15 protein-coding genes are annotated in these 24,238 nt (G+C 32.5%); all 15 read left to right on the top strand.

Annotated features, from left to right (window positions below):
• Nucleotides 1-290: 290 nt before the first annotated feature.
• The 15 genes from AMS59_RS14280 (at nucleotide 291) to AMS59_RS14210 (ending at nucleotide 24,047) form a co-directional block, all read left to right on the top strand.
• On the top strand, nucleotides 291-3,614 hold the full coding sequence (locus AMS59_RS14280) for an S-layer homology domain-containing protein (protein WP_053484416.1): 3,324 nt from the start codon (nucleotides 291-293) through the stop codon (nucleotides 3,612-3,614).
• A 434-nt stretch (nucleotides 3,615-4,048) separates the two neighbouring features.
• Nucleotides 4,049-4,546: a M48 family metallopeptidase gene (locus AMS59_RS14275; RefSeq protein WP_053484415.1), complete on the top strand. Its 498-nt coding sequence runs from the start codon at nucleotides 4,049-4,051 to the stop codon at nucleotides 4,544-4,546.
• A 16-nt stretch (nucleotides 4,547-4,562) separates the two neighbouring features.
• A complete protein-coding gene (locus AMS59_RS14270; protein WP_053484414.1) occupies nucleotides 4,563-6,116 on the top strand; it encodes an O-antigen ligase in 1,554 nt (517 codons plus the stop codon).
• Nucleotides 6,117-6,198: 82 nt separating this feature from the next.
• Nucleotides 6,199-8,025, top strand: a complete 1,827-nt coding sequence (locus AMS59_RS14265) for a nucleoside-diphosphate sugar epimerase/dehydratase (protein WP_082337519.1) — start codon at nucleotides 6,199-6,201, stop codon at nucleotides 8,023-8,025.
• Nucleotides 8,026-8,087: 62 nt separating this feature from the next.
• Nucleotides 8,088-8,882, top strand: coding sequence for an ABC transporter permease (locus AMS59_RS14260; protein WP_234007796.1), 795 nt, complete (start codon nucleotides 8,088-8,090; stop codon nucleotides 8,880-8,882).
• On the top strand, nucleotides 8,872-10,155 hold the full coding sequence (locus AMS59_RS14255; protein ID WP_053484411.1) for an ABC transporter ATP-binding protein: 1,284 nt from the start codon (nucleotides 8,872-8,874) through the stop codon (nucleotides 10,153-10,155). The genes AMS59_RS14260 and AMS59_RS14255 overlap by 11 nt, the downstream gene beginning before the upstream one ends.
• Nucleotides 10,156-10,204: 49 nt before the next feature.
• Complete coding sequence (locus AMS59_RS14250) at nucleotides 10,205-14,566, top strand: glycosyltransferase (protein WP_053484410.1); 4,362 nt, start codon at nucleotides 10,205-10,207, stop codon at nucleotides 14,564-14,566.
• 314 nt (nucleotides 14,567-14,880) lie between these two features.
• Nucleotides 14,881-16,095, top strand: coding sequence for a glycosyltransferase (locus AMS59_RS14245; protein ID WP_053484409.1), 1,215 nt, complete (start codon nucleotides 14,881-14,883; stop codon nucleotides 16,093-16,095).
• A 324-nt stretch (nucleotides 16,096-16,419) separates the two neighbouring features.
• Nucleotides 16,420-17,568 carry a hypothetical protein gene (locus AMS59_RS14240; RefSeq protein WP_053484408.1) on the top strand — a complete coding sequence of 383 codons (1,149 nt, stop codon included), beginning with the start codon at nucleotides 16,420-16,422 and terminating at the stop codon, nucleotides 17,566-17,568.
• Nucleotides 17,565-18,317, top strand: coding sequence for a glycosyltransferase family 2 protein (locus AMS59_RS14235; protein WP_053484407.1), 753 nt, complete (start codon nucleotides 17,565-17,567; stop codon nucleotides 18,315-18,317). Before AMS59_RS14240 ends, AMS59_RS14235 begins: the two co-directional genes overlap by 4 nt.
• An 11-nt stretch (nucleotides 18,318-18,328) precedes the next feature.
• A complete protein-coding gene (locus AMS59_RS14230) occupies nucleotides 18,329-19,180 on the top strand; it encodes an NAD-dependent epimerase/dehydratase family protein (protein ID WP_053484406.1) in 852 nt (283 codons plus the stop codon).
• On the top strand, nucleotides 19,180-19,743 hold the full coding sequence (locus AMS59_RS14225; RefSeq protein ID WP_053484405.1) for a sugar transferase: 564 nt from the start codon (nucleotides 19,180-19,182) through the stop codon (nucleotides 19,741-19,743). Before AMS59_RS14230 ends, AMS59_RS14225 begins: the two co-directional genes overlap by 1 nt.
• A gap of 23 nt (nucleotides 19,744-19,766) precedes the next feature.
• A complete protein-coding gene (galU, locus tag AMS59_RS14220; protein ID WP_053484404.1) occupies nucleotides 19,767-20,651 on the top strand; it encodes a UTP--glucose-1-phosphate uridylyltransferase GalU in 885 nt (294 codons plus the stop codon).
• A gap of 412 nt (nucleotides 20,652-21,063) precedes the next feature.
• The gene (locus tag AMS59_RS14215) at nucleotides 21,064-22,350 is read left to right on the top strand and encodes a glucose-6-phosphate isomerase (RefSeq protein WP_053484403.1); all 1,287 of its coding nucleotides are present in this window, start codon (nucleotides 21,064-21,066) and stop codon (nucleotides 22,348-22,350) included.
• The gene (locus AMS59_RS14210) at nucleotides 22,350-24,047 is read left to right on the top strand and encodes a phospho-sugar mutase (RefSeq protein WP_053484402.1); all 1,698 of its coding nucleotides are present in this window, start codon (nucleotides 22,350-22,352) and stop codon (nucleotides 24,045-24,047) included. Before AMS59_RS14215 ends, AMS59_RS14210 begins: the two co-directional genes overlap by 1 nt.
• Nucleotides 24,048-24,238: the final 191 nt, after the last annotated feature.

Genomic DNA, 24,238 nt, shown 5'->3' with positions numbered 1-24,238 from the left:
ATATAATTGTTTATTTTTTGTAAGAACATTGAACATTTAAGGTTTGAGTTCCAAATTATTGTTGGAAAAGATGTGTAATATCACTTGAAAAATCATCTAAAATAGATGACAATGGTAAAAGAGAGTTGTATGCCCATGTTTTTCCGGAAATGAATTAGAAACTTTCCCAAAATATGATTGACAACTTTTAGGGATACAACTATACTTTTATGTGTAGTTGTTTATTTACTGCATTTCTATGTATTTGTAGTAGAGACATATTTTATGAACTTAGAGGAGGAAATTTTTCTATGGCTAACCAACCAAAGAAATACAAAAAATTCGTAGCAACAGCTGCTACAGCTACATTAGTAGCATCTGCTATCGTACCAGTGGCTTCTGCAGCAGGATTCACAGACGTAAAAGGCAACACACATGAGGCAGCGATTAACTCTTTAGCTGATAAAGGTATCATCAATGGATACGCTGACGGCACATTCAAACCAAACCAAGACGTTAACCGTGGTCAAGTAGTTAAATTATTAGGTCGCTGGTTAGAAACTGAAGGATTTGATATTCCAACTGACTGGAATACAAAACAACGTTTCAGCGATCTTCCATTAACAGCTGAAAAAGAATTAGTACAATATGCAGCACTTGTTAAAGATGCAGGCGTATTCAATGGTTCAAACGGCAACTTAAACTTCACACAAAATATGCAACGTCAACAAATGGCATCTGTTTTAGTTCGTGCTATCAACGAAATCTATGAAGTAGATTTAGTAAAAGAGTACAAAGCAGCTAAATTCAAGAGCGAAATCTCTGACTTAGACAAAGCTTTCAGTGCTCAAGAACGCGAAGCAATCACTGCTTTAGAGTATGCTGAGTTAACAAATGCAGCTAACCTACCAGGTAAAGCATTCAACCCAACTAACACTATTACTCGTGGTCAATTCGCTTCATTCTTAGACCGTACAATCAACATGGAAGTAACAACACCTGCAAAAGCTTCTGTAAAAGCTATCAACAACACAACTGTTGAAGTAACATTTGACAAAGAAGTTGAAAACGTACAAGCTCTTAACTTCGAAATCAAAGGTCTAGAAGTTAAAAACGCGGCTGTAAAACAAACAAACAAAAAAGTTGTTGTTTTAACTACTGCTGCTCAAACAGCTGACAAAGAGTACACTGTATCTCTTAACGCTGAAGAAATCGGTAAATTCAAAGGTGTATCAGCTGTAAATCCAACTAAAGTTGAGTTAGTAGCTCCTGCATTCCAAGGTAAACTTGGTCAACAAGTAACTGTAAAAGCACAAGTTACTGTAGCTGAAGGTCAATCTAAAGCTGGTATCCCTGTAACTTTCTACGTACCAGGTAACAGCAATGATGGTGTAACACCAACATTAACTGGTGAAGCAGTAACTGATGAAAACGGTGTAGCTTCTTATTCTTACACTCGTTACAAAGACGGTACTGATGAAGTAACTGCTTATGCAACTGGTGATCGTTCTAAATTCTCTCTTGGTTATGTGTTCTGGGGAGTAGACACAATCCTATCAGTTCAAGAAGTAACTACTGGTGATACAGTGAACAATGGCGCTGATAAAACTTACAAAGTTACTTACAAGAATCCTAAAACTGGGCTACCAGAATCAAACAAAACATTCCAAGTAGGCTTCATGGAAAACATGAACGTTACTTCTGATAAAGTAAAGAACGCAACTGTTAACGGTGTTGCTGCACTACAATTAAGCAACAATACAGGTTTAGCTGCTGCTAAAATCACAACTGACTCTAAAGGTGAAGCTACATTCACGGTTTCAGGTGCAAACACAGCTGTAACTCCAGTAGTATTTGCTCCTAATACTACAACTGGTGAAAAAGCTGAAGTTTATAAAGCATCTGCTTTACAAACAACAGCTTCTAAAGTAACGTTCGGTGCACTACAAGCTAAATACACGATCGAAATGACTCGTGAAGGTGGCGAAGTAGCAGCTCGTTATAAAGAAAATGGCCGTGAATACAAAGTCATTGTTAAAGATAAAGACGGTAAAATAGCTAAAAATGAAATCGTGAACGTAGCGTTCAACGAAGATTTAGACCGTGTAATTAGCACAAACACTGATGCTAAATTCATCGAAGTTGATGAAGATGATAAACAATCTTACTATCCAAACAATGCTGCTGATGGTAAAAATAATGCGAAGCAAATCTCTGTTAAAACAAATGATAAAGGTGAAGCAACATTTGTTATTGGTTCTGACAAAGAAAACGATTATGCAACTCCAGTAGCTTGGATTGATATTAATACTTCAAATGCTAAACAAGGTAGACTAGATGAAGGTGAGCCAAAAGCTACTGCTCCAATCTCTTACTTCCAAAATGAATTCCTTGATGGTGCATCAATTAAAGCATACAATGCTAGTAATAAAGCTGTAAAAGAGTTCAAAGGTAACGAAATCGCTACATTCCGTGCTGAATTAGTGAACCAAAGTAACAAGAAAATGCCTAATACTAGCATCAAAAAAGTTACTTACACAATCTTCAACACAGGTGCTAATGATGTAAAAGTTGGAAACGAAATTGTTTCACCAAACCGTAACCTTACTGTAACTTATGAAGGTTCAAATCCTGAATTAAAAGTAGTAGCAGTTGATGGGAAATCTACATCAGTAAAAGTTACTGCAAATGGTATTGCACTTAACACTGATAACAAAGACTATGCATTCACTTCAAAAGAAGCAACTGCAACATTCACTTCATTATCAGATGTTGGTAATCAAAGTACAGGTGATGTAGTTGAAATTAACGATAAATATATCGTAGTTAAAGGTAAAGATCCAATTGAATTAAAGGATGTTAAATTCTTCAATTTATACGGTACTGAAATTCATGGTGTTGAAACATTTGTAAATATTATTAAAGCTTATGATAAAGGTGTACAAGTAACATACACTGAAGATAAAGATGGTAAGAAATCTATCCGAATCTATAAAGAATCAAGTGATTCTAAACAAGTAAACACTTTAGATGCTTTAAGATTAACGGATGCTCAAATTACTAAAAATGCAGAAGGTACAGTTGCTACAACAGCTGCAACAGCTACAATTGTCGTTGAACGCGAAGCTGTTACAATCAATGGCAAAACTTACAACTTTAGTGCTAATGCTTACGAAACAGATACAGATTTATATAAAGATGTAGATGATTTAGTAACTAAAATCAATAAAGATGCTGCTGTTAAAGGTGTAAAAGCTACTGCTATTAATACAAAAGATATTAAATTAACAGGTAAAGATACTGATAGCTTTACTTATAAAGTAGGTAACGCACCTGAAAGAACTGTTTATGGTAAAAAAGATGCTGCTGCAGTAAATCAACAAATTACGTTTACATTCTCAGCGGCAGTTAGCGTAAAAGCTGGTGATCTTTTACAAGTGACTACAGGTTCGACTGCTACAGTTAAAGTAGTAAGCGTATCTAATACAACAGTTGTAGTAGAACTTGAAAATGCAATTGCTGCAGGTACTACAATTACTGGTATCAAGTTAAATAATGGTTCTTCTATAAAATCTAAACTTTCTGACAAAGAAGTAAATCCTACTTCTAGCATTAAAGTTGAAGCTAAAAAATAATAACTAATTTTTAGTTAAAATAAAAAGAGCTTTGTGGGAAACCACAAAGCTCTTTTTTTACTAAAAGATTAAAAGCTACTATGGTCATGATTAGAATTTCTTGAATCATAGTGGAGTTATAGGATTTTTATTTTTAGGGACATAAAAGAATAAATAATGAATTATATAATTACAAAGTTTTTTACATATTAAGAATAGTATCTTTATATTTTAGTAAAAATGTACATAACTTTAGAGGTTTATACACATATTATTTAACAATTTACAGACTTAATATTACCGACATAGTTTTTTAGCTAGCTCCAAGTCACTCTAAGAAAAATAGAAATCTAAGTTTGGTCATGTTTCCCTTGGAAATATAACATGAAGATGCTAATTTATAGTATAATAACCATATGTGAAAAAATGACGAAAGCTTAGAAAGGTAGAATGGTATGACATTTACTGAACCAGTTAGGAAATATATTTTGTCTGGAGTTGTAGCGTTTGTCGTTATTGGTCTAATCGTGGCAAATGTTATGGCTAGTAAACAGGACAAAACTTTTGAAACGAATGAGAATCTATATAACCAGGCACTTCAATTACAAAAGGATGGTAATTATGAAGATGCAAGGGAAGCCATTTCTAAAGTGTTAAAGGCAGAGCCTAACTCTGAAATTGCAAATTATTTAGCCGGTATTATTGCTGTTAATAAAGGTGATGTAAAACAGGGAGCAAACTATATGCAAAAAACATTGGATTTAAATCCTTATAAGGTAGAGGATCCAGTATTTATGATTCAGTTAGGTGAGATATTTGTAGTTTCTGAAAGATATGAAGATGCAAAAATTGTACTTCAACGCTGCCAGGAATCAGGCTGGGCACCAGAGGAGATACCAAATTATCAAGAGCATGTTGCCACACTACTAACACAAATTGAAAATTCACAATAAAGGAAGGACTAAAGAAATGAGTAAGTTCTACGAAAAAGTAACTTATCGTGATTTAGAAGAAGATTTAAAATCACAAAAATCCGCAGACAAATGGATTTTCAGGTTACTTCTTATTGCTATTGGCTTTATACCATTAATCGTTATGGCAAGCGTAACAGAGGTACAATCTCCTCTTATTTCTAATATAGAAAACTTATCAAGTGGTGTAAAAGGTGATTTATTTACACAGTATAAGGCGTTAGTTTTATTAGTAATTACTTTCCTAGCTAGTCTATTGTTTTTGGCGAAAATATTATTTATGAATGGTGAAATTCGCAAAACTAAATTGAACTATGCTGTAGGTGCATGCGCAGTAGCGATTGTTCTATCAACTATCTTTTCTCCGAACATTTCTATTGCATTACATGGTCTGTATAATCTTGCGGATGGTGCAATTAGCTGGATTTGTTATTTAGCATTATTTTTTATTGCAATGAATATTGATTATCCTAAGAAAGTATTAAACTACATTTTATATTCTTTATACCCTTTTGTAATTATTAACTTAATAATTATTGCAATGAACTTTTATGGAAATGATCTATTGCAAAAGGCAGCGGTAAAGAAAATAGTAATGTCGTTTTTACCTGAAGGCGCAAACATTGGTGAAGGCTCGACTTTGGTAGGTACATTGAACCAATGGAACTATATGAGTGGAATGTTTGCAATAATGACAGTGATGTTCTTAACAGCTGCCATTTTAGAGAAACATATTGGACGTGCTATTGGACATTTAGTTGTTGCTGTGATGTCTATAGCTGTAATGCTGATGTCTATTTCAACAAGTGGTTTTTTAACAGTTTGTGTAATGTCACTTGTTATACTGTTTATCGCGTTTAGAGCTGAAAAGAAAAAGCAAAGCTTTGCAATGATAGCAGCATTTTTAGTATTGTCTGCACCTGTTTTTCATGTGTTAGCAAGTAAAGATGCTCGAGTTTGGACAGAGTCAATTGGTTTTGTTGTTAAATCAAATCCTTACGAAGATGAAGAATCAATACCAACTACAGGTATAAAGAGCAATGTTGAATTTAATCTTATGACGAAAGCTTATGCTAAAGATAAGTTTGAGCTCCCTGTATTACCTGAGAGAGGTGTAAGCGCAGGTACTGGACGTGTGTATATTTGGGGAAAAGCATTTGAGTTAGTTAAAGAAAGACCTTTCATTGGCTATGGCTTAGATACCTTTATGTATAACTTTCCACATTTTAACATTGACGCACGTGCTGGTATATGGGATGAAAAGACCCTTACTGATAAAACTCATAGCATGTATGTGGGATGGGGATATGGAACGGGAATTATCGGATTGTTAATTTTTGTAATTTTATTAATCATGTCCTTATCTAGTTCTTTAAAGGTTGCACTCCAAAATAATAATTCTACTATTTGGGTAATAGGGGTAGCATGGGCCGCATATTTATTCCAAGCATTATTTAATGACAGTTTACCTGGAGTTTCCTCAGTCATGTGGACTTTAGGAGGTATATTGATTGCTATGACCTTTAACAATGAAAAAAAGGTGGACAATTGATTAAACAATTTGGTTGCAGCTCTTTAAAACTAGAGCTGTAATTATTTTAACTATATTTTGTCATCTAATGAGGTGAACATAATTGAATTACAGGTTTAGGATGGTTTCATTATTAACCATTGACTCTTTTATTGTTTTAGTTTCTATTTTTTTAGCTCATTTTTTCTTAAATCCATTTAATCCTGTTATCGATTGGATGCTAGGATTGAGTTCTATTATATTATTAATAAGCCACCATGCGCTATGCTTCTATTTCCACTTATATCAAAGAATTTGGAAGTATGCAAATATAGATGAATTAATTAGTCTATGTAAAGTGATAATATTATCAATATTAATAACTGCTGCATCACAGCTCATTATCTTTAGAGATTTATATGAAAGAGGACTTTTTTTAACGTTAATTTTACATCTTGTATTCTTGTGTGGAATTAGAATGCTTTGGAGATATCTGCAATTAAGGAAAGATGATGCAATTCTTAAAAGTCCTTTAAAGAGGAAGGCTACTCTTATATTAGGAGCCGGAGTTTCAGGTAGAAGTATTTCAATAGAATTACAGAAAATAGACAGCATCTTAAATCCAGTTGTTTTTTTAGACGATAATCCTAAATTAAAAAATTTAGAGATAAATGGTATACCGGTAGTTGGGGATTTAAGGGAGTTAGAATCAGTTGTTGAGCATTATAATATTAAACATATTATCATCGCAATACCCAGCCTTAAGGGAGAGCAACTACAGAAAATCATTCAAAAATCTAAAAGAGTGTGTGAAGATGTCCAAATTATACCGAAATATAGTGAGTTCGCAACTGGAAAATTAAGTTATAGTAAGTTTAGAAATGTATCTATTGAAGACTTACTTGGAAGAGATTCAGTTGTATTAGATAATGACTCTATTTCTAAAAAAATAAAAGGGAAAAAAATCCTAGTTACAGGTGCTGGTGGATCAATAGGTTCTGAACTTTGTAGACAAATTATAAAATACGAACCAAGTATACTCATCCTGTTAGATCATAGCGAGTATAATATTTATCAAATTTTGCGTGAAATGGAAAAAATAAAAGGATGTACTCAACTTAAAGCAGAAATTTTTAGTGTGGAAAATCGCGAACGAGTGCAGTTGATGATGGAAAAACATCAGCCAAATATTATTTTCCATGCTGCAGCATATAAACACGTACCTTTAATGGAAGAAAATATTCATTCAGCTGTATCAACAAATATTCTTGGTACAAAAAATGTAATAGATGCTGCAGATAAAGTAAGTGTAAGCAGTTTTGTATTAATTTCAACTGATAAAGCTGTTAGTCCTTCAAATATTATGGGGATGTCGAAAAGAATTGCTGAGTTAATTGTGAATGAAAAAAACAATAATAGCTTTACGAATTATTCATCTGTACGTTTTGGAAATGTACTTGGTAGTAGTGGTAGCGTTGTTCCATTGTTTAAAGAGCAAATCAGAAATGGTGGTCCTGTTACGGTAACACACCCTGAAATGTCGCGCTACTTTATGACAATCCCTGAAGCTGCCCAATTGGTAATTCAAGCTGCAAGTTCTTCAAAAGGTGGAGAAACTTTCGTACTAGATATGGGGGAACCCGTAAAAATTGTTGATTTAGCAAAGCAACTAATAAATTTATCAGGGTTTTCCGAGGATGAAATTGAAATAACTTATACAGGCATTCGTGAGGGGGAAAAACTACACGAAGAATTATTTTATGAATTTGAAGAAAAGTATAGTAAAGTACATCCAAAAATTAATGCTTTTACTAATGAACAGTATATTAGTGAGATTAGAAATAAATTACAGAATAACTTGATATATTGTGAAGAAGAACTTGAACGGCTTCTTCAAACAATTTTAAATAATGTAGAATCTAAAAATACAGCTAGAATGGTAAGTAATTAGGAATCTCCCTACAAACATTCGAATGCTATTATTTTTGATTGTAATGAAAGGGAGAGTATATATTGTTGAACTTAATTAGAGAACATCGAAACTTAATTAAGCAGTTAACAAAGAGAGAATTTGAACTTAAATATAAGGGATCCTTCCTTGGGGGAATTTGGTCTTTTATTACGCCGCTAGTAATGTTAGCGGTATATACTTTTATATTTTCTGTAGTCTTTAAGGCTAGGTGGGGAATTGAGCAAAGTGATAACAAATTTGAATTTGCGATGATTATTTTCTCAGGGCTAATAATTTATAATATTTTCAATGAAACAGTTAGTAGATCAACTACAATTATTCTTTCCAATGTGAATTATGTAAAAAAAGTGATTTTCCCATTAGATATTCTTCCACTAACTACATTATTATCTTCGTTAATTAATGCATTCTTTAATATAGTGGTATTAGTAGTAGGGATTGCGATATTTGTTTCAGACTGGAATTTCATGTGGGTATTTATATCGTTAATTTATTTACTTCCAATAAGCTTATTCTCTTTAGGTTTTGCTTATATTGTTGCATCTATTGGTGTATATATTCGTGATTTGGCTTATACAGTGGGAGTACTATTAAATATTCTGTTTTATGTGACACCTATTTTTTACCCTATTTCGCTTGTACCTGAGTTTATGCATCCGATAATGAATTTAAACCCACTAACTTATGTGGTAGAAGGGTATAGGAAAGCTATATTTGCTGGCGAATTTCCTAACTGGGGTTCATTTTTAATATTCACATTATCCGGATACATTTTTATGCTATTAAGTATTTGGTTATTCCGTAAGCTAAAGCGAGGGTTTGCAGATGTCATTTAACAATAAAGATATCGTAATAAAAGTTGAAAATGTTACCAAGGAATACAAGATATATCAAAAGCCTATTCATAAAATTTTATTTAACTTAGCACCGAAGTCTTATGAAAATAAAGTAAGTAAATTTAGAGCACTAAACAATGTTAGTTTAGAAATTCCAAAAGGTGCGACAGTTGGTATAGTAGGAAGAAATGGATCTGGAAAAAGTACACTATTACAAATAATCACTGGTACTCTAAACCCGACATTAGGAAACGTAAATATAAATGGAAGAATTTCTGCACTTTTAGAGCTTGGAGCGGGATTTAACCCAGAATTTACAGGGCGTGAGAATGTATATTTAAATGGTGCTATTTTAGGATTAGGCAGAAAAGAGATTGATGAGAAATTTGATTCTATACTTGAGTTTTCAGAAATCGGGGAATTTATAGATCGCCCTGTAAAAACATATTCAAGTGGTATGTTTGTAAGGCTAGCATTTTCAGTAGCTGCCTTTGTTGATCCAGATATCATGATAATTGATGAGGCATTGTCCGTTGGAGATGAGAAGTTCCAAAGAAAATGCTATAACTATTTAGAAGATTTAAAGGAAAAAGGTTGTACTATTCTCTTTGTTTCTCATTCCATGAGGGTTGTTGAACAATTATGTGATTATGCATATCTATTAGATAACTCTAATTTGATAGCTGAGGGAGAGCCTAAGGAAATTATCGATCAATACCATATGCTTTTATATTCTCAAGAAAATGCACATTATCAGGCTTTAAATACTGAAAAAGAAAGTGCAGAAAAAAATGTAATTAGTGATGGTGGAGATACATTACAGAAATCTTATAGAAAACCTGAAAGAGATGTATTTATTGAAGATGTAAAGATGTTAAATGAAGTTGATGAAGAGGTATATGTGTTTAATACAGGTGAACCAAGTAAAATTGTTTTAACTGTTCATACTTCCATAGATGTGCAAGATGTATTAATTGGTCTCAGAATTAAAACAACACAAGGTATAGAGGTTTATGGTACTAGTACGTCATATCATAATTTGAAAATAGATTTTAAGAAAAACAAACAATATACAATTTCATTTGATCAAAAGGTACGTTTAACATCTGGAACATATCATATATCTGTAGCAATAGCTAAAGAGGATGGAAAAAATGATATGATCTACTTCGATAAATTATCTGATTATCTATTGTTTAAAGTGGAAGAAATACCGATCAATGGGACGGGTATTGCGAATTTAAATAGTAGCATAACAATAAACGAAGTATAGCTGTAATTAAGTTTAACATTAAACAAATTATAGAAAGTGTGTATGCAAAATGACCAAGAAAAATATATTAATTGTGACAGAGAATTTTTCCTTGGGGGGGCTTGAAACTCATATATTATCACATTGTAAAGTTTTAAAGGAAATTGGGAGTGAAATATTTTTAGCAACTTCAAGTAGTTCAAATACAAATTTAATTGATGAATATATAACTAAAAGTCTCCTTATAGAAAACTTCTCTAGTACGATTGGTAATGATTTATTAAATCATTATGATATCTTGAAAGATTTTATAATTAAAAATGAGATTAACTATATTCAAATACATCCGTATGTAACAGCTATTGTAACAGCAGCAATTGCTAATGATTTAAATATACCTTATTCCTATACTGCACATGGACCATTAAATTTTAGTTTGGGGTACGGAGAAGTTTATAGAAATTTAATGTTTGATGTTGTACTACCATTTGCAAACAAGATTTATTCTGTTTCAGAAGAGACTAAGCAATTAATAAAACATTCTAATAAAGACTTAAAGATAACTATATTACCTAATGTAATCGAAGTAAGTGACACACTAAATGTTCACCATAATGAAAGTAATAATATATGTTTGATTTCTAGATTGGATAGAGATAAAGTTCAAGGGATTTATGAATTTATAAAGTTTTATAGAGAATGTGAAAATAGTGGAAAAGGTATGAATAAATCTTTAATTATTGTTGGGGATGGAGAATCTTACGAAGATATACAAGAGTTTATCAAAAATGATACTAATATAAGCATGGCTGGATATAGCGAGAAAGTAAATGATTATATTGAAAACTCATACTTTGTTTGTGGTATGGGGCGTGTTGTAATAGAAACAATGGCACAAAATAGACCTATTCTGTTACTAGGATATGATGGCATTAAAGGCTTCGTTTCTCAAGATAATGTAGAGCATCTTGCTAATTCAAATTTCTCTGGCAGAAACAGTAATACAGCTACATATGAAAACATTCTACAAGAGATCTTTGCTTTAGATAAAAGTGCAGACAAGTATTTTTTACAGCAGTGGGCCTTAGAAAATAGAAGTACACAATTATTAAAAAGGGAATATGCTTATTTAGATAAGGTAAATATTAAAGATGAAGTATCAGAAAATAAATGGTCTAATTACTTCATAAACATATGTAACAATTTATTAGATCAAAATATTTTATTACCGCAAAATATTGTATACTTCTTAGATTTATTTGATGTAAATAAAGAAGATAAAGTAGTAATGTCTTTACTTGCTGAGTTAAGCAGAGTTAGAGAAGAAAAACAAACGCAGTCTATTGAATTAGCAATGACTAGACAAAGTCTACATGAATCTGCTTCGAACAAGAATGAATTAGAAAATAAATTAAATTTATTAATGGATACAAATAATAAATTATTAGAAAAGGTAGAAAATGGTTATATTGAGGAAATAAAGAAATTATTCAATTATCCGAGTGAAGAAGAACTTCAACGAATTTATGAAAATTTAAATTTAAAAGATCATCAAGTATCGCAACTGAATGAACAGCTACAGTTAAATGAACAACTATTTAATAATTTATCACAGAAAATATATGAGTTACATGGATCAAAATATTTTAAATTAGTAAATTTACTAAAGCGTACAAATTTCCATTTTGTAAAAGGTAGTACCAAAGAGAAAAAAGAGTTTATAAAATGGTTTTATAAGAAACTATCTAGAGCAAATTATGTTACAACAAACAAAATCGAGCATCCCTTAGATCAATTAATAACGATGATTGAACAAAAGAATAATAATCTAATAGTATCACCGGCAACCCCTACTGAGGAAGGAGTTTCCGGCTTTGTGTCTATGTATAATCAGCAGTATACATACTATAAAGACTATTTAAATCAACAGAATGATGAGTACGCGAAACAAATTAAAGGAATATTAAAAAACAGAAAATTTAAAGGGATAGTTATATATCCAAAGGCAGTTCATTGGGAACCGATGCAACGACCTCAGCAATTTTTAAGAGAATTTGCGAAAAAAGGATACCTTTGTTTTTTCTGTGCACCATTCGATGGTGAATTGACTATAAAGGAATATGAGAAAAATTTATTTATTGTAAATAATGATGCTGCATTATTATCTGTTGTTAGAAATAAGTACTGTATTGTTTTATGTACTTGGCAAGGCCAAAAAGCATTCATTGATTTTTTACCACAAAAATTGCTTTGGTATGATTTATTAGATCAATTAGAATTCTTCGCGGATACTGATGAAAAAACAATAGAGGCACACTATCAGACACTTGACCAGGCAGATATTGTGACTTATTCAGCTGACAAATTATATAAATATGTTAATCGAAGAGCAGATGCAGTGATTTTACCGAATGCTAGTAATTTGGCGGACTTTATTCAAGGAAAAGAAATAGGTAAAAAAGGTACGACTTTGCAAGGAATAAAAAATAGAAAAATAATCGGTTATTTTGGGGCAATAGAAGAGTGGTTTGAAGTAGATTTAATTAATCAATTAGCAGAAAGAAATAAAGATTGGCTATTTGTAATAATTGGACATATTGGCGCGAATATTGATTTTAAAAAACTTGATAATATTCGATTAATAGGCAAAGTTGATTACAATAAATTAGTGAACTATGCGTCTGCTTTTGATGTTGGTATTGTTCCTTTTAAAATTAATGACTTAACGGATTGTGTATCTCCAGTAAAATACTTTGAATATAGGGCATTAAGTTTACCAGTAGTTACTACAGGTATACATGAAATGAAGAAATTCTCCAGCGATTATGGTGTATATATTGCAAATAATTTAGAGGAATTTGAAAACAGCATTAAGGATGCTTTATTACTTGACAAGGAGAAATTAAAACAGACATCAGAAGAGTTTGCTATTCAGCATCAATGGAAAAACCGTATTGAACTTGTAGAGCAAAAAGTATTAGAGAATATAAGCAATTTAAAAGCTTATGCCAACTTTAATATAGAAGATCATGTATCAGTTATGACAGGTACTTTCTTAGGATTAGATGGAGAAAACTTCTATTCAGGTGGAGCAGAGAGATATTTAATTGATTTAAACGAAGTAGTAAATTCATTAAATAGAAGATTAATTATTTATCAATATGGAACATTCCCATGGACACGAAAATTCAAAAATATAGAAGTTAGATCCTTGGCGCGTGGAACAGAAAAAATAACAGAGCTATCAGTTGAAAATGTAAGAAATTATAATAAGGTATTTTATGATGAAGAAAATGCTGTATCGTTATTAAACGTATATTCTGCTTTCTTTGAATCATGGCCAAATGTAGCAAGTCCTAGTATAGGAATTAGTCATGGTATCGCATGGGATTCTCCGCAAAATAGCGGGCTATCAGCTTTGACTTTCTGGGAACAAGATAGAAGAATCATTGAATCGGCATCCTTAGTTGACAAAATGGTATCTGTAGATACTAATACCGCTAACTGGTTCCAAACTATTGATTTTAACCTAGGAAATACTATGGAGTATGTACCTAACTATGTTGATACCAATATATTTAAACCAGTGAAAAAAGAGAGTGATAGAATAGTAATCTCCTATCCAAGAAGATTATACGGAGCTCGTGGATTATATATGGTATTAGATATTATTGATGAGGTTCTTACAAAATTCCCTTATGTAGACTTCCATTTTGTTGGAAAAGGGTTTGAAGAAGATACAAAGCATGTTGAACAAAAGATAGAAAAATGGAAAGATAGAATTAAATGGTATTCTCTAGATCCTTCTGAGATGCATAAAGCATACGAAATTGCTGACATATCATTAGTACCTACTTTGCATAGTGAGGGAACTAGTTTATCATGTCTAGAGGCAATGTCTTCTGGAAATGCCGTAATATTAACGAGAATTGGCGGATTAACAGACTTGGTAATCAATGATTTTAATGGTATTTTAATTGAGCCTAATAGTAGTGCGCTGAAAAAGGCAATAGAAGAGTTATTAAGTAATCCAGAAAAGCTGCAATTTATTAAAGAAAACGCTATTCAGGTTTCTAAAACATTCTCAAAAAAACAATGGAGTGAGAAATGGTCTGCTATTGTTAAGGACTTTATCGAGGAAGCAAGCCCAGAGATTGAATTAAAATCAAATAAAACTATCCATTTGTATATTTATGATGAGAAAGATTTAGAACGTGTTCTTGATCGAATTAAAGCATACTTACTTGAAGGTCATAATATTATGGTGTTTATGAAGAAAATGATTAATAACAGAGAGAAAAATAGTTTCGGTCGACTGCAATTTTTACATTTTAGTGAAGATATTTTTGATGCTGGGGACTATTTAATAGCTTCTAATAAAATATCCGATAGCATGAAAAATTATAAATACCAAATGGATGAATTCATTTGATTTTATCTTGTATAGCAGAAAGCTCACTCCTCTAGAGAGATAAATGTTTGTTTTGCATTTTATTCAGCGGGTGTGTAAAATTCCGCTGAATCAAGATAAAGCCTTTGGCGGATGTCAAAGATTTAAAGAGGAGTTTTCGAGCAGCTCGAAAATCTGGATGCAATTACGCCGAAGCATAATTGATAATTGCTTTCATGTTACTTAAGAACAAACCAGCAAAAGAACTCCTCCTGATTTCTAATAGTTCTATAGAAATTAGGAGGATATTTAATTTATATAAGTATCATCATGGAATATTTGGAGGTAACTAGCTTATGAAATTAACTCATAAAATTGCTAGGTATATTAAGTACCATGGATTTAAAGGATTAATAAATAAGGTTATTGGAACAGCGATTTATAAAGTAAAAAGACAATTAAGTAAAAAAGAAAATCAAAAACAATTAGAAACTATTTTGAATGAACACTCAGATAAAGAAATTATAGTGTATTTAGCTCCAGTTCCATGGAATTTACCCCTATATCAAAGACCGCATCATGTAGCCTTAAATTTAGCTAATTCGAATTATCTTTATTTCTACTGTACAAATAATCCTGTTAAAGACAACTTGAATGGTTTTAGAAAAATAGCAAATTCTTGCTATTTGACAAACCAACAGGATATTTTATTGGGTTTGCCGAATAAAAAAATTATTCATTTATACTCAACTGATATGAGAGATATTGGTGAAATATATGAGAAAGCAATAAAAAATAATGATGTGATTTTATATGAATATATAGATGAACTACATAAAGACATTACTGGAGAAATACCTGAATATGTTTTTAAAAATCATCAAAAATTATTAAAAGATGACACTAATTGTGTAGTAATAGCTTCAGCAGATAAATTATTATCAGATGTTGAATCTAATAGAAGCAAAAATTATAAACTAGTAACAAATGGTGTAGATTTTAATCATTTTAATAAAAATAAAAATAATGATATTCCTAAAGAAATCAGAAAATTAGTAGAGAAAAAGAGGCCGATTATTGGATATTTCGGTGCTTTTGCATCGTGGTTTGATTATGAGCTAGTATTAAAATTAGCAGTTGAGCGTCCAGATTACGAAATCTTATTAATCGGTTGGGATTATGACAAAAGTATAGTTAAATATAATTTGGATAAAGTACCTAATATTACTGTTATAGGTCCTATAGATTACTCTATTTTACCTGATTATTCTAAGTGGTTTGATGTATCAACAATACCATTCAAAATCAATGAGGTAACAGAATCTACGTCACCTGTAAAATTATTTGAATATATGGCCATGGGAAAACCAATTGTTACGACAAATATGAAAGAATGTAGGAAATATAGTTCAGTATTAATCGCTAAAGAACATGAAGAATTTATTGGACAAATTGATCAAGCGTTACTATTAGAAGATGATCAGAAGTACTTAAAATTACTTAGGGAAGAAGCGATAATGAATACGTGGAACGAAAAAGCACAAGAGATTATTCATACGTTGAAAAGGTGAAAGAAGGAAAATAACTGGAGAATGGGACAAGAAATGTCGGTAATTTAATTTAGTGTTAGTTTTTCAGAAAAAAATTTAGTACTTGCTTTTTTATGGGTTATATTACATAAAAGTATTAAAGGGAATATATTGATTTTTAATCCAGTTTGTAAGGATACTAGTATTCATTATTTCCATCTGAAAGAAATAAAGTTTACGCAATATCGGATGCACTCGGAGTGCCTGTTACATTTTTAATGGTTAAATTTTTTGCATTAAAGAAATAAATTGTGATTAAGCATGTATAAATCTCATGTGTTTTAATCTAATGTTGGAGATATAACAATGACACAAAACAAAATTCTACTTGCACAAAACAGTGCATTTATAGCAAATCGCTTGCCCCGTGCTGCTAGGGCTTTAAAGGAAGCAGGCTATGATGTAGATATATTAAACTGGAACCGTGGAGAAAATGCTGAGATTATTCAAAATGCAACGGAGAGCTTTCGTTTAGAAGGAATTACTGTTCACTCAATTTATTGTGGAAATACACCGTATGGAAAAGGTATCATTACAGTTTTCAACAAAATTCTATTTATTATAAAAGTGATACTATTTCTTTTTAAAAATGGTCATCAATATAAGGTTGTGCATGCTATTGATTTCGATTTAGCGTTGCCGGTTTATATAGCTAAGGTATTAAATCCAAAATTAAAGTTTGAAGTCATTTATGATATTGCTGATTTTGTTGAGACATTTCATAGTCCTATTCCTAAGTTTATTCGATCAATGATTAAAAATTTAAGTGAACGAATAATGAAGCATGCAAATGTAGTAATAATCCCTGACGAAAACCGTCTTCTCAATATTCCAATAGAGTTTCAAAATAAAACAGTAATTATTAACAATAGTATTGATCCACCTCAACAAACAGTGGACTATGAAGTGAAAGTAAATGATGACAAGTTAAATATTTTTTATTATGGTGCACTTAGTAAAGATAGAGGCATTGAATTATTATTAAAGCAAAAAAATGTTTCTTTATGGTTTGCTGGTAAAGGTGAATTACAGGGAGAAATAGTAGAGTATGCAGATACTTATGATAATATTCATTACTTAGGTTATCTACAATTAGAACAAATTTTATCTGTAGCCAGCCAAATGGATGTTATTTATATGGTGTATGACCCAAGCTATCAGCATAATCAAATCGCTTCTCCTAATAAATTATATGAAGCATTATACTTAGGAAAATCTTGTATTGTAGCTGAAAATACTTCTATTGATTTATTCGTTGAAAAGTATGATATAGGATATATTACGAGATTTGATGAGTATAACTTAAACAAAGTGATTAAATCTATTAGTAAAGAAGAGTTAATATTAAAAGGAAATAATGCAAAATCTATTTATCCAGCGTTTAGCTGGGATACCTCTAAAAGAAAATTAATAGAAATTTATAAATCTATTACGAAAAAAGGTGACACAATATGAATCATCCTTTAGTTTCTATTATTACGCCTTCTTTTAATAGTTCACGCTTTATTGAGGATACGATTAATTCGGTTTTAAATCAAACCTATCCTCATTTTGAGTTGATAATTGTGGACGATTGCTCAAAGGATAATAGTTGGGAAATGATTACTGCCTTTAGTAAAAAAGATGAGCGAATCAAAATATATCAGTTAGAGAAAAATAGTGGAGCTGCTACTGCTAGGAATTTTGGAATTCAAGCTTCAAATGGGAAGTACTTAGCCTTTCTAGATAGTGATGATTTATGGGATCAACATAAGCTTGAAGCACAAGTGAAGTTTATGGAAAGTAATAATTATGTCTTTTCCTTCACTAATTATAAAATGATTGATGAGAAGGGTAATTCTCTTAATAAAACTGTAACGTGTCCTAGTGTCATCGATTATAAAAGTTTGTTAAAAAACACAACGATTGGTTGTTTAACTGTTATGCTAAATATTGAGCAACTTGGTAAGCCAACAATGCCCAATTTGCAACCTGAGGATACTGCTTTATGGTTAAAAATATTAAGAAATAATAATAAAGCGTATTGCTTTCAAGAAGTCTTGGCAAGCTATCGGATTGTAGGAAACTCTGCTTCAAGTAATAAGCTCAAGGTAGCGAAGAAGATGTGGATTGTATATAGAAAGTCTGAAAATATTAATAGATTGAAAGCTTCTTGGTATTTTGTTAATTATGCGTTGAATGCTGTTAAGAAGCACTATCTTTAGAAGGTGAAAGGATGAATATTTTAGTCACAGGAGAAACGGGTTATATTGCTAAAAGTTTGTCAGCATACTTAACTTCAAAATTGATAGACAGTTCTCTTTTTCAAAAGTCGGTTCAAAATAGAGCGATAAATAATTTGAATTTAGAAGAGATTGATGTTCTAATTCACTTAGCCGCACTTGTCCATAAAAAAGAAACACCGAATAGTGAGGAGCTTTACTATCAAGTAAACACTGAATTAACTCATCAATTGGCAATGAAAGCAAAGTCTACAGGAGTTAAGCAATTTATTTTTTTTAGTACAATGGCTGTGTATGGTGATGTACAAGGAGAGATAAATTATCAAACGAAGACGAATCCTGTAACGTTTTATGGAAAAAGTAAGTTAGTTGCAGAAAAGAAATTACTAGAATTACAAGATGAACATTTTAAAGTTTGCATTGTACGACCGCCAATGATATATGGTCCTAAGTGTCCAGGTAATTATTCACTATTAAGTAAATTAAGTCGAAAAACGTTTATTTTCCCTAAAGTAGAAAATAAACGGAGTATGCTTTTTATAAATAATTTAAATGAATTTATATTCCAGTTAATTCAAAATAAAGAGTCGGGTACTTTTCATCCACAAGATCCACAATATATAAATACAAGTTCAATGGTACGAGAAATTTCGAAAGTGTATGGTAAGTCTATTCATTTTAATAAACTAGTAGGAAAAATATTAAAGTTGCTGATAGGGAATAAGAAGATCTATAAGAAAGTATATGGAGATTTATATTATGAGAGAGAGTTATCATTATATAAAGATAATTCTTATCAAAAGTTTAATCTTGAGCAAGCAATTGCCATAACTGAGAGGGAATAATGAAACGATTATTAGATATTATTTTAAGCTTAATAGCAATAATTATTCTTGCTGTTCCTATGGTTTTTGTTAGCATTGCCATTAAAATTACTTCAAAAGGACCAATATTATTTACACAAAAGCGTGTTGGTAAAAATGGCACACATTTTGAAATTTATAAGTTTCGATCAATGTTCATAGAAACTCCAGATGTTTCAACAGAAGATCTAGGTGACCCGACTAGTTATATTACACCTGTCGGAAAATTTATTAGAAAAACTAGCATAGATGAGCTTCCACAACTTTTAAATATTATTAAAGGCGATATGTCTATAGTTGGACCACGACCTGCTTTATATAATCAATACGAGTTAATCGAAATGCGCAATAATGTGAATGTTAACTCTGTTAGGCCAGGTTTAACTGGCTATGCACAGGTGATGGGACGTGATTTTATTTCCGATAAGGAAAAAGTTGATTACGATCAATACTATGTTGATAATAAGAGTGTAATGCTAGACATAAAAATAATCTGGATGACATTCTTCAGTGTGTTAAAAACTGAAGGAATTAAGATGAAATAGAGATAAGAGGTCAAACTTAAATTATGAAAAAAATCCGAAAAGCTATTATTCCAGCAGCAGGGCTAGGCACTCGTTTCCTTCCTGCAACAAAAGCAATGCCCAAAGAAATGCTACCAATTGTGGATAAGCCAACAATTCAATATATAGTAGAAGAAGCCATTGCCTCTGGTATAGAAGATATTATTATTGTTACAGGTAAAGGGAAACGTGCAATTGAGGATCATTTTGATAATTCATTTGAACTGGAGACGAACTTAATAGAAACAGGTAAATTTGATATGCTTGAAAAGATTCAGGAATCTGCTGAGGTGGAAATCCATTACATCCGTCAAAAGGAGCCACTTGGACTAGGACATGCAATTTGGTGTGCTCGTAAATTTATTGGTGATGAGCCGTTTGCAGTGTTACTTGGCGATGATGTTGTTAAAAGTAAAGAACCTTGCTTAAAACAATTAATGGATCAATATGAAAAAACCTCTTCAAGTGTGATTGGTGTTCAAGAAGTGCCAGATAAGGATGTCCATCGTTATGGTATTATTGATCCTGTCAATACTGACGGTCGTTTATTACAAGTTACACAATTTATTGAAAAACCTACTTTAGAGGACGCACCTTCGAATTACGCGATTATTGGACGTTATGTATTAACACCTGAAATTTTCCGTTTCTTAGAAGAGAAGAAGAAAGGGAAGGGTGGCGAAATTCAATTAACTGATGCAATTGAATCTTTAAATGGTATTCAACAGGTTTTTGCATATGTATTTGAAGGTCGTCGATATGATGTAGGGGAACAATTAGGCTTCATCGAAACCACAATTGATTTTGCGTTAGAGCGTGACGATTTAAGCGAAGGTGTTAAATCGTTAATTTTACAAAAAGCTAAACAATTGAGTGGAGAAACTGAATAATTATTTTAGTTGTTGGCTTTATTGATATCGTTTGTCAAAGAATTGGTGAAATAAATAACTCAGGAAATTGTTGTACCACCTTGTATCGTTAGACTGTAGATGCACAAACTTTTTTGTACAAAGCGATTAATACAATGCAGTTGTTACTCATATGCAGGATACTTCAAAGTGCTTGGCGTATTACATAAATTTAAATTAGAAGGTATGTCTCAAATAGGGACATACCTTCTAATTTAATGTCGGTAGAAGTCCTTAGAAGTCATTCAAATACCGAAAAAAACATATTCTAAGGTGCAAGACGGATCTATTTAGATTCATTAAATATTGAAACATACATTGAAATTGTTCATTCTAAATACTATATGTCATAATATACATATCAAATTTTACCTAAAGAAGTGAGGATGCTATAGTGCTGACAGAAGTTGTTAAAACGACATTGCTGAATTGTTCATTAGACGATAGTGATATATTACGATATAAAGATCGCGTAAAGAGGATTCATAACGCTTTACCATATTATCCATTAACAGGGTGGGTGGACTCTCCGTTACAAAATCAAGAGGCGTTACTTAATACTATTGAACGAGTAGCGAGTGAGGTACGTGCTTGTGCGGATGTACTTGTCGTTGTCGGAGTTGGTGGATCATTTTTAGGAGCACGTGCGATTCAAGAGGCTTTAATGCCTTATTTTAGTCTCGCAAATGGTGGTATTGAGGTTGTTTACGTTGGTCTTAATATGAGCGGTGCATATATTAAGGAACTACTCGAGTATTTAGATACAAAACAAGTGTATGTCAATGTGATTTCAAAGTCAGGTGGTACGATGGAGCCTGCGTTGGCATTTCGGGTTATGCGTTTATATATGGAAGAGCGTTATGGTGATAAGGCAATTGAGCGCATTATTGTGACTACAGATGCTGAAAAAGGGACATTGAAGGGTATTGCTGATAAAGCTGGCTATCGCCAATTTGTGATTCCAAATGATATTGGTGGGCGTTATTCCGTGTTAACGCCTGTAGGTTTACTACCGGTAGCTGTAGCGGGAGTTAATATTCGTGCTTTAATGGACGGTGCGCGACATGCAGCTACGGAGTTAGCAGATTCAGATTTAGAGCATAACGATGCATATAAATATGCGGTCATGCGCCATATGCTTTATGAGAAAGGTTTTACAATTGAATTGCTCGCTTCCTTTGAGCCAGGTTTAAATAAATTCCATGAATGGTGGAAGCAGTTATTTGGTGAAAGTGAAGGGAAGGAGCATAAGGGACTCTATCCTTCAACGGTGAATTTCTCAACAGATTTACATGCGATTGGGCAGTTTATTCAAGAGGGAAGTCGTGTAATGTTTGAGACATTGTTACACTTCCATGAAATTGAGGGAGATTTAGCTGTACCGTTTGATGTTCGAAATGAGGATGGATTAAATTATTTATCGGCTCGCACCTTTAATGAGATTAATGCTATTTCTAAACAGGGAACAGCACTTGCGCATGCTGAGGGAAAGGTACCTGTTATTCAGCTTGAATTACCGAAGCTTGATGCGTATCACTTAGGTTATTTAATTTATTTCTTTATGAAGGCTTGTGCGATGAGTGCCTGTTTGCTAGAGGTTAATCCATTTGATCAGCCTGGAGTTGAAGCGTATAAACGTAAAATGCTAGAGTTGTTGAAAGAAGAGAAGGTGTTAAAGTAATGGTTAATGTTCGTGAATTATATAATCAGTGGATAGAGATGAATCTACAAAATTATTTAGCAGAGGAACTAGCATCTATTGCTAAGGATAATAGTTTAATAGAAGATCGCTTTTATCAATACGTATCCTTTGGTACTGGTGGAATGCGTGGTGTTTTAGGTGCTGGAACTAACCGTATGAACGTTTATACCATTCGTCGTGTCGTAGAAGGGCTTGCTCGCTATATTGAATCGAATGGCGAGGCCGCTAAAGAGCGAGGGGTTGTCATTGCTTATGATACACGTCATTTCTCTTATGAATTTGCCTGTGAGACTGCAAGTGTATTAGGGACTCATGGTATTCGTTCATATGTTTATAAGGAAGCAAGACCAACACCGCAGTTATCGTTTACGGTGCGTGAGTTACACGCCTATGCGGGTGTTGTCATAACGGCAAGTCATAATCCTAAACAGTATAATGGTTTTAAGGTGTATGGTGAGGACGGTGCACAACTAACACCTCAATTTGCGAATGACATCGTAGAACATATGGAAAATATCGAGGATCTATTTGCTATTAAGGTATCTGAACTTGAGCAACTTGAGCAGAATGAGATTTTAGCTTGGCTTGGAAGTGATATGGATGCTGCATATTTAGATCATCTTTTAACATTAAAGGACAATGATGATATTGCTCTAGATATGAAGCTTGTTTATACGCCATTACATGGTGCTGGCTTAGTACCAGTTAGTGATGGACTACAGGCTTTTGGTTTTCAGCACATACATATTGTGAACGAACAAGCTGTACAAGATGGAAATTTCCCAACGGTTTCCTATCCGAATCCAGAGGAGCCTGCTGCTTTTGCATTAGCAATGGAACTAGGGAAGAAAGTAGGCGCAGATTTATTATTGGCAACAGATCCTGATGCTGACCGTTTAGGTGTGGCCGTGAAGAATGGTGAGGGCTATGAGCTATTAACGGGAAATCAGCTGGGAGCACTATTATTACATTATTTACTGTCAACAAGAAAATCAAAAGGTACATTACCAGACAATGGAGTAATGTTAAAAACTATTGTCACGTCTGAACTAGGAGCAATGATTGCCAAACAGTTTGGTGTAACAACAGAGAATACGTTGACAGGCTTCAAATATATCGCTGAAAAAATTGCTGAGTACGAAAAAACGGGTGCCTTTTCTTATTTATTTGGCTATGAAGAAAGCTATGGCTACTTAATTGAAACTTTTGTCCGTGATAAGGATGCTGTACAAGTTGCGTTAAAAGTAGCGGAGATGGCTGCTTTCTATGCAAAGAATGGACAGACATTATTAGATGGACTGCAAAATTTATATCTTCAGTATGGTTATTACCAAGAGGCTTTAGTATCACAGGTGTTTGAAGGAAAGAATGGTCAAGATGAAATGAAGTCGATATTAGGTAAAATTCGACAGAATGTACCTGACTCTATAGCTGGTCTTAAAGTAAAACGTTTTGAGGATTATTTAACTGGATCTACAATTTTAGATAATGGTACAACAGAATCCATTTTATTGCCAAAGGAAAATGTATTAAAATTCGTTCTAGAGGATACATCTTGGGTAGCCATTCGCCCATCAGGTACAGAACCAAAATGTAAGTTCTATTTTGGAGTGGTTGGAGAGACAATGGAGGAAGCTAAAGAGAAATTAAAGCAACTCCAAGCTGTATTCTTATAGATTAGCAGTTTAATAATTCAATTAATAAACGCCCTTATCCTTATAAAATCGGAAAAGGGCGTTTTGTTATATTAATTTCTCTATAGTAGATGTACATTCCAGTATTACAATTCATTTGGCTCATCACCATAACTTGTGGTTGATTTTCTATCAATTCAATAATTTTACATTTTACTATAGAAGAAAAGCGA

The organism is Lysinibacillus sp. FJAT-14745 (assembly GCF_001275675.1).
Classification (GTDB): domain Bacteria; phylum Bacillota; class Bacilli; order Bacillales_A; family Planococcaceae; genus Lysinibacillus.
The sequence above is the reverse complement of the archived record's forward strand: the minus strand, read 5'-3'. Positions and strand labels throughout refer to the sequence as shown.

Bases quoted from the DNA above. Each gene is read 5' to 3' on its own strand.
- AMS59_RS14280 (WP_053484416.1), top strand. From the start codon at position 291: ATGGCTAACCAACCAAAGAAATACAAAAAATTCGTAGCAACAGCTGCT.
- AMS59_RS14275 (WP_053484415.1), top strand. From the start codon at position 4,049: ATGACATTTACTGAACCAGTTAGGAAATATATTTTGTCTGGAGTTGTA.
- AMS59_RS14270 (WP_053484414.1), top strand. From the start codon at position 4,563: ATGAGTAAGTTCTACGAAAAAGTAACTTATCGTGATTTAGAAGAAGAT.
- AMS59_RS14255 (WP_053484411.1), top strand. From the start codon at position 8,872: ATGTCATTTAACAATAAAGATATCGTAATAAAAGTTGAAAATGTTACC.
- AMS59_RS14250 (WP_053484410.1), top strand. From the start codon at position 10,205: ATGACCAAGAAAAATATATTAATTGTGACAGAGAATTTTTCCTTGGGG.
- AMS59_RS14245 (WP_053484409.1), top strand. From the start codon at position 14,881: ATGAAATTAACTCATAAAATTGCTAGGTATATTAAGTACCATGGATTT.
- AMS59_RS14240 (WP_053484408.1), top strand. From the start codon at position 16,420: ATGACACAAAACAAAATTCTACTTGCACAAAACAGTGCATTTATAGCA.
- AMS59_RS14235 (WP_053484407.1), top strand. From the start codon at position 17,565: ATGAATCATCCTTTAGTTTCTATTATTACGCCTTCTTTTAATAGTTCA.
- AMS59_RS14230 (WP_053484406.1), top strand. From the start codon at position 18,329: ATGAATATTTTAGTCACAGGAGAAACGGGTTATATTGCTAAAAGTTTG.
- AMS59_RS14225 (WP_053484405.1), top strand. From the start codon at position 19,180: ATGAAACGATTATTAGATATTATTTTAAGCTTAATAGCAATAATTATT.
- galU (WP_053484404.1), top strand. From the start codon at position 19,767: ATGAAAAAAATCCGAAAAGCTATTATTCCAGCAGCAGGGCTAGGCACT.
- AMS59_RS14210 (WP_053484402.1), top strand. From the start codon at position 22,350: ATGGTTAATGTTCGTGAATTATATAATCAGTGGATAGAGATGAATCTA.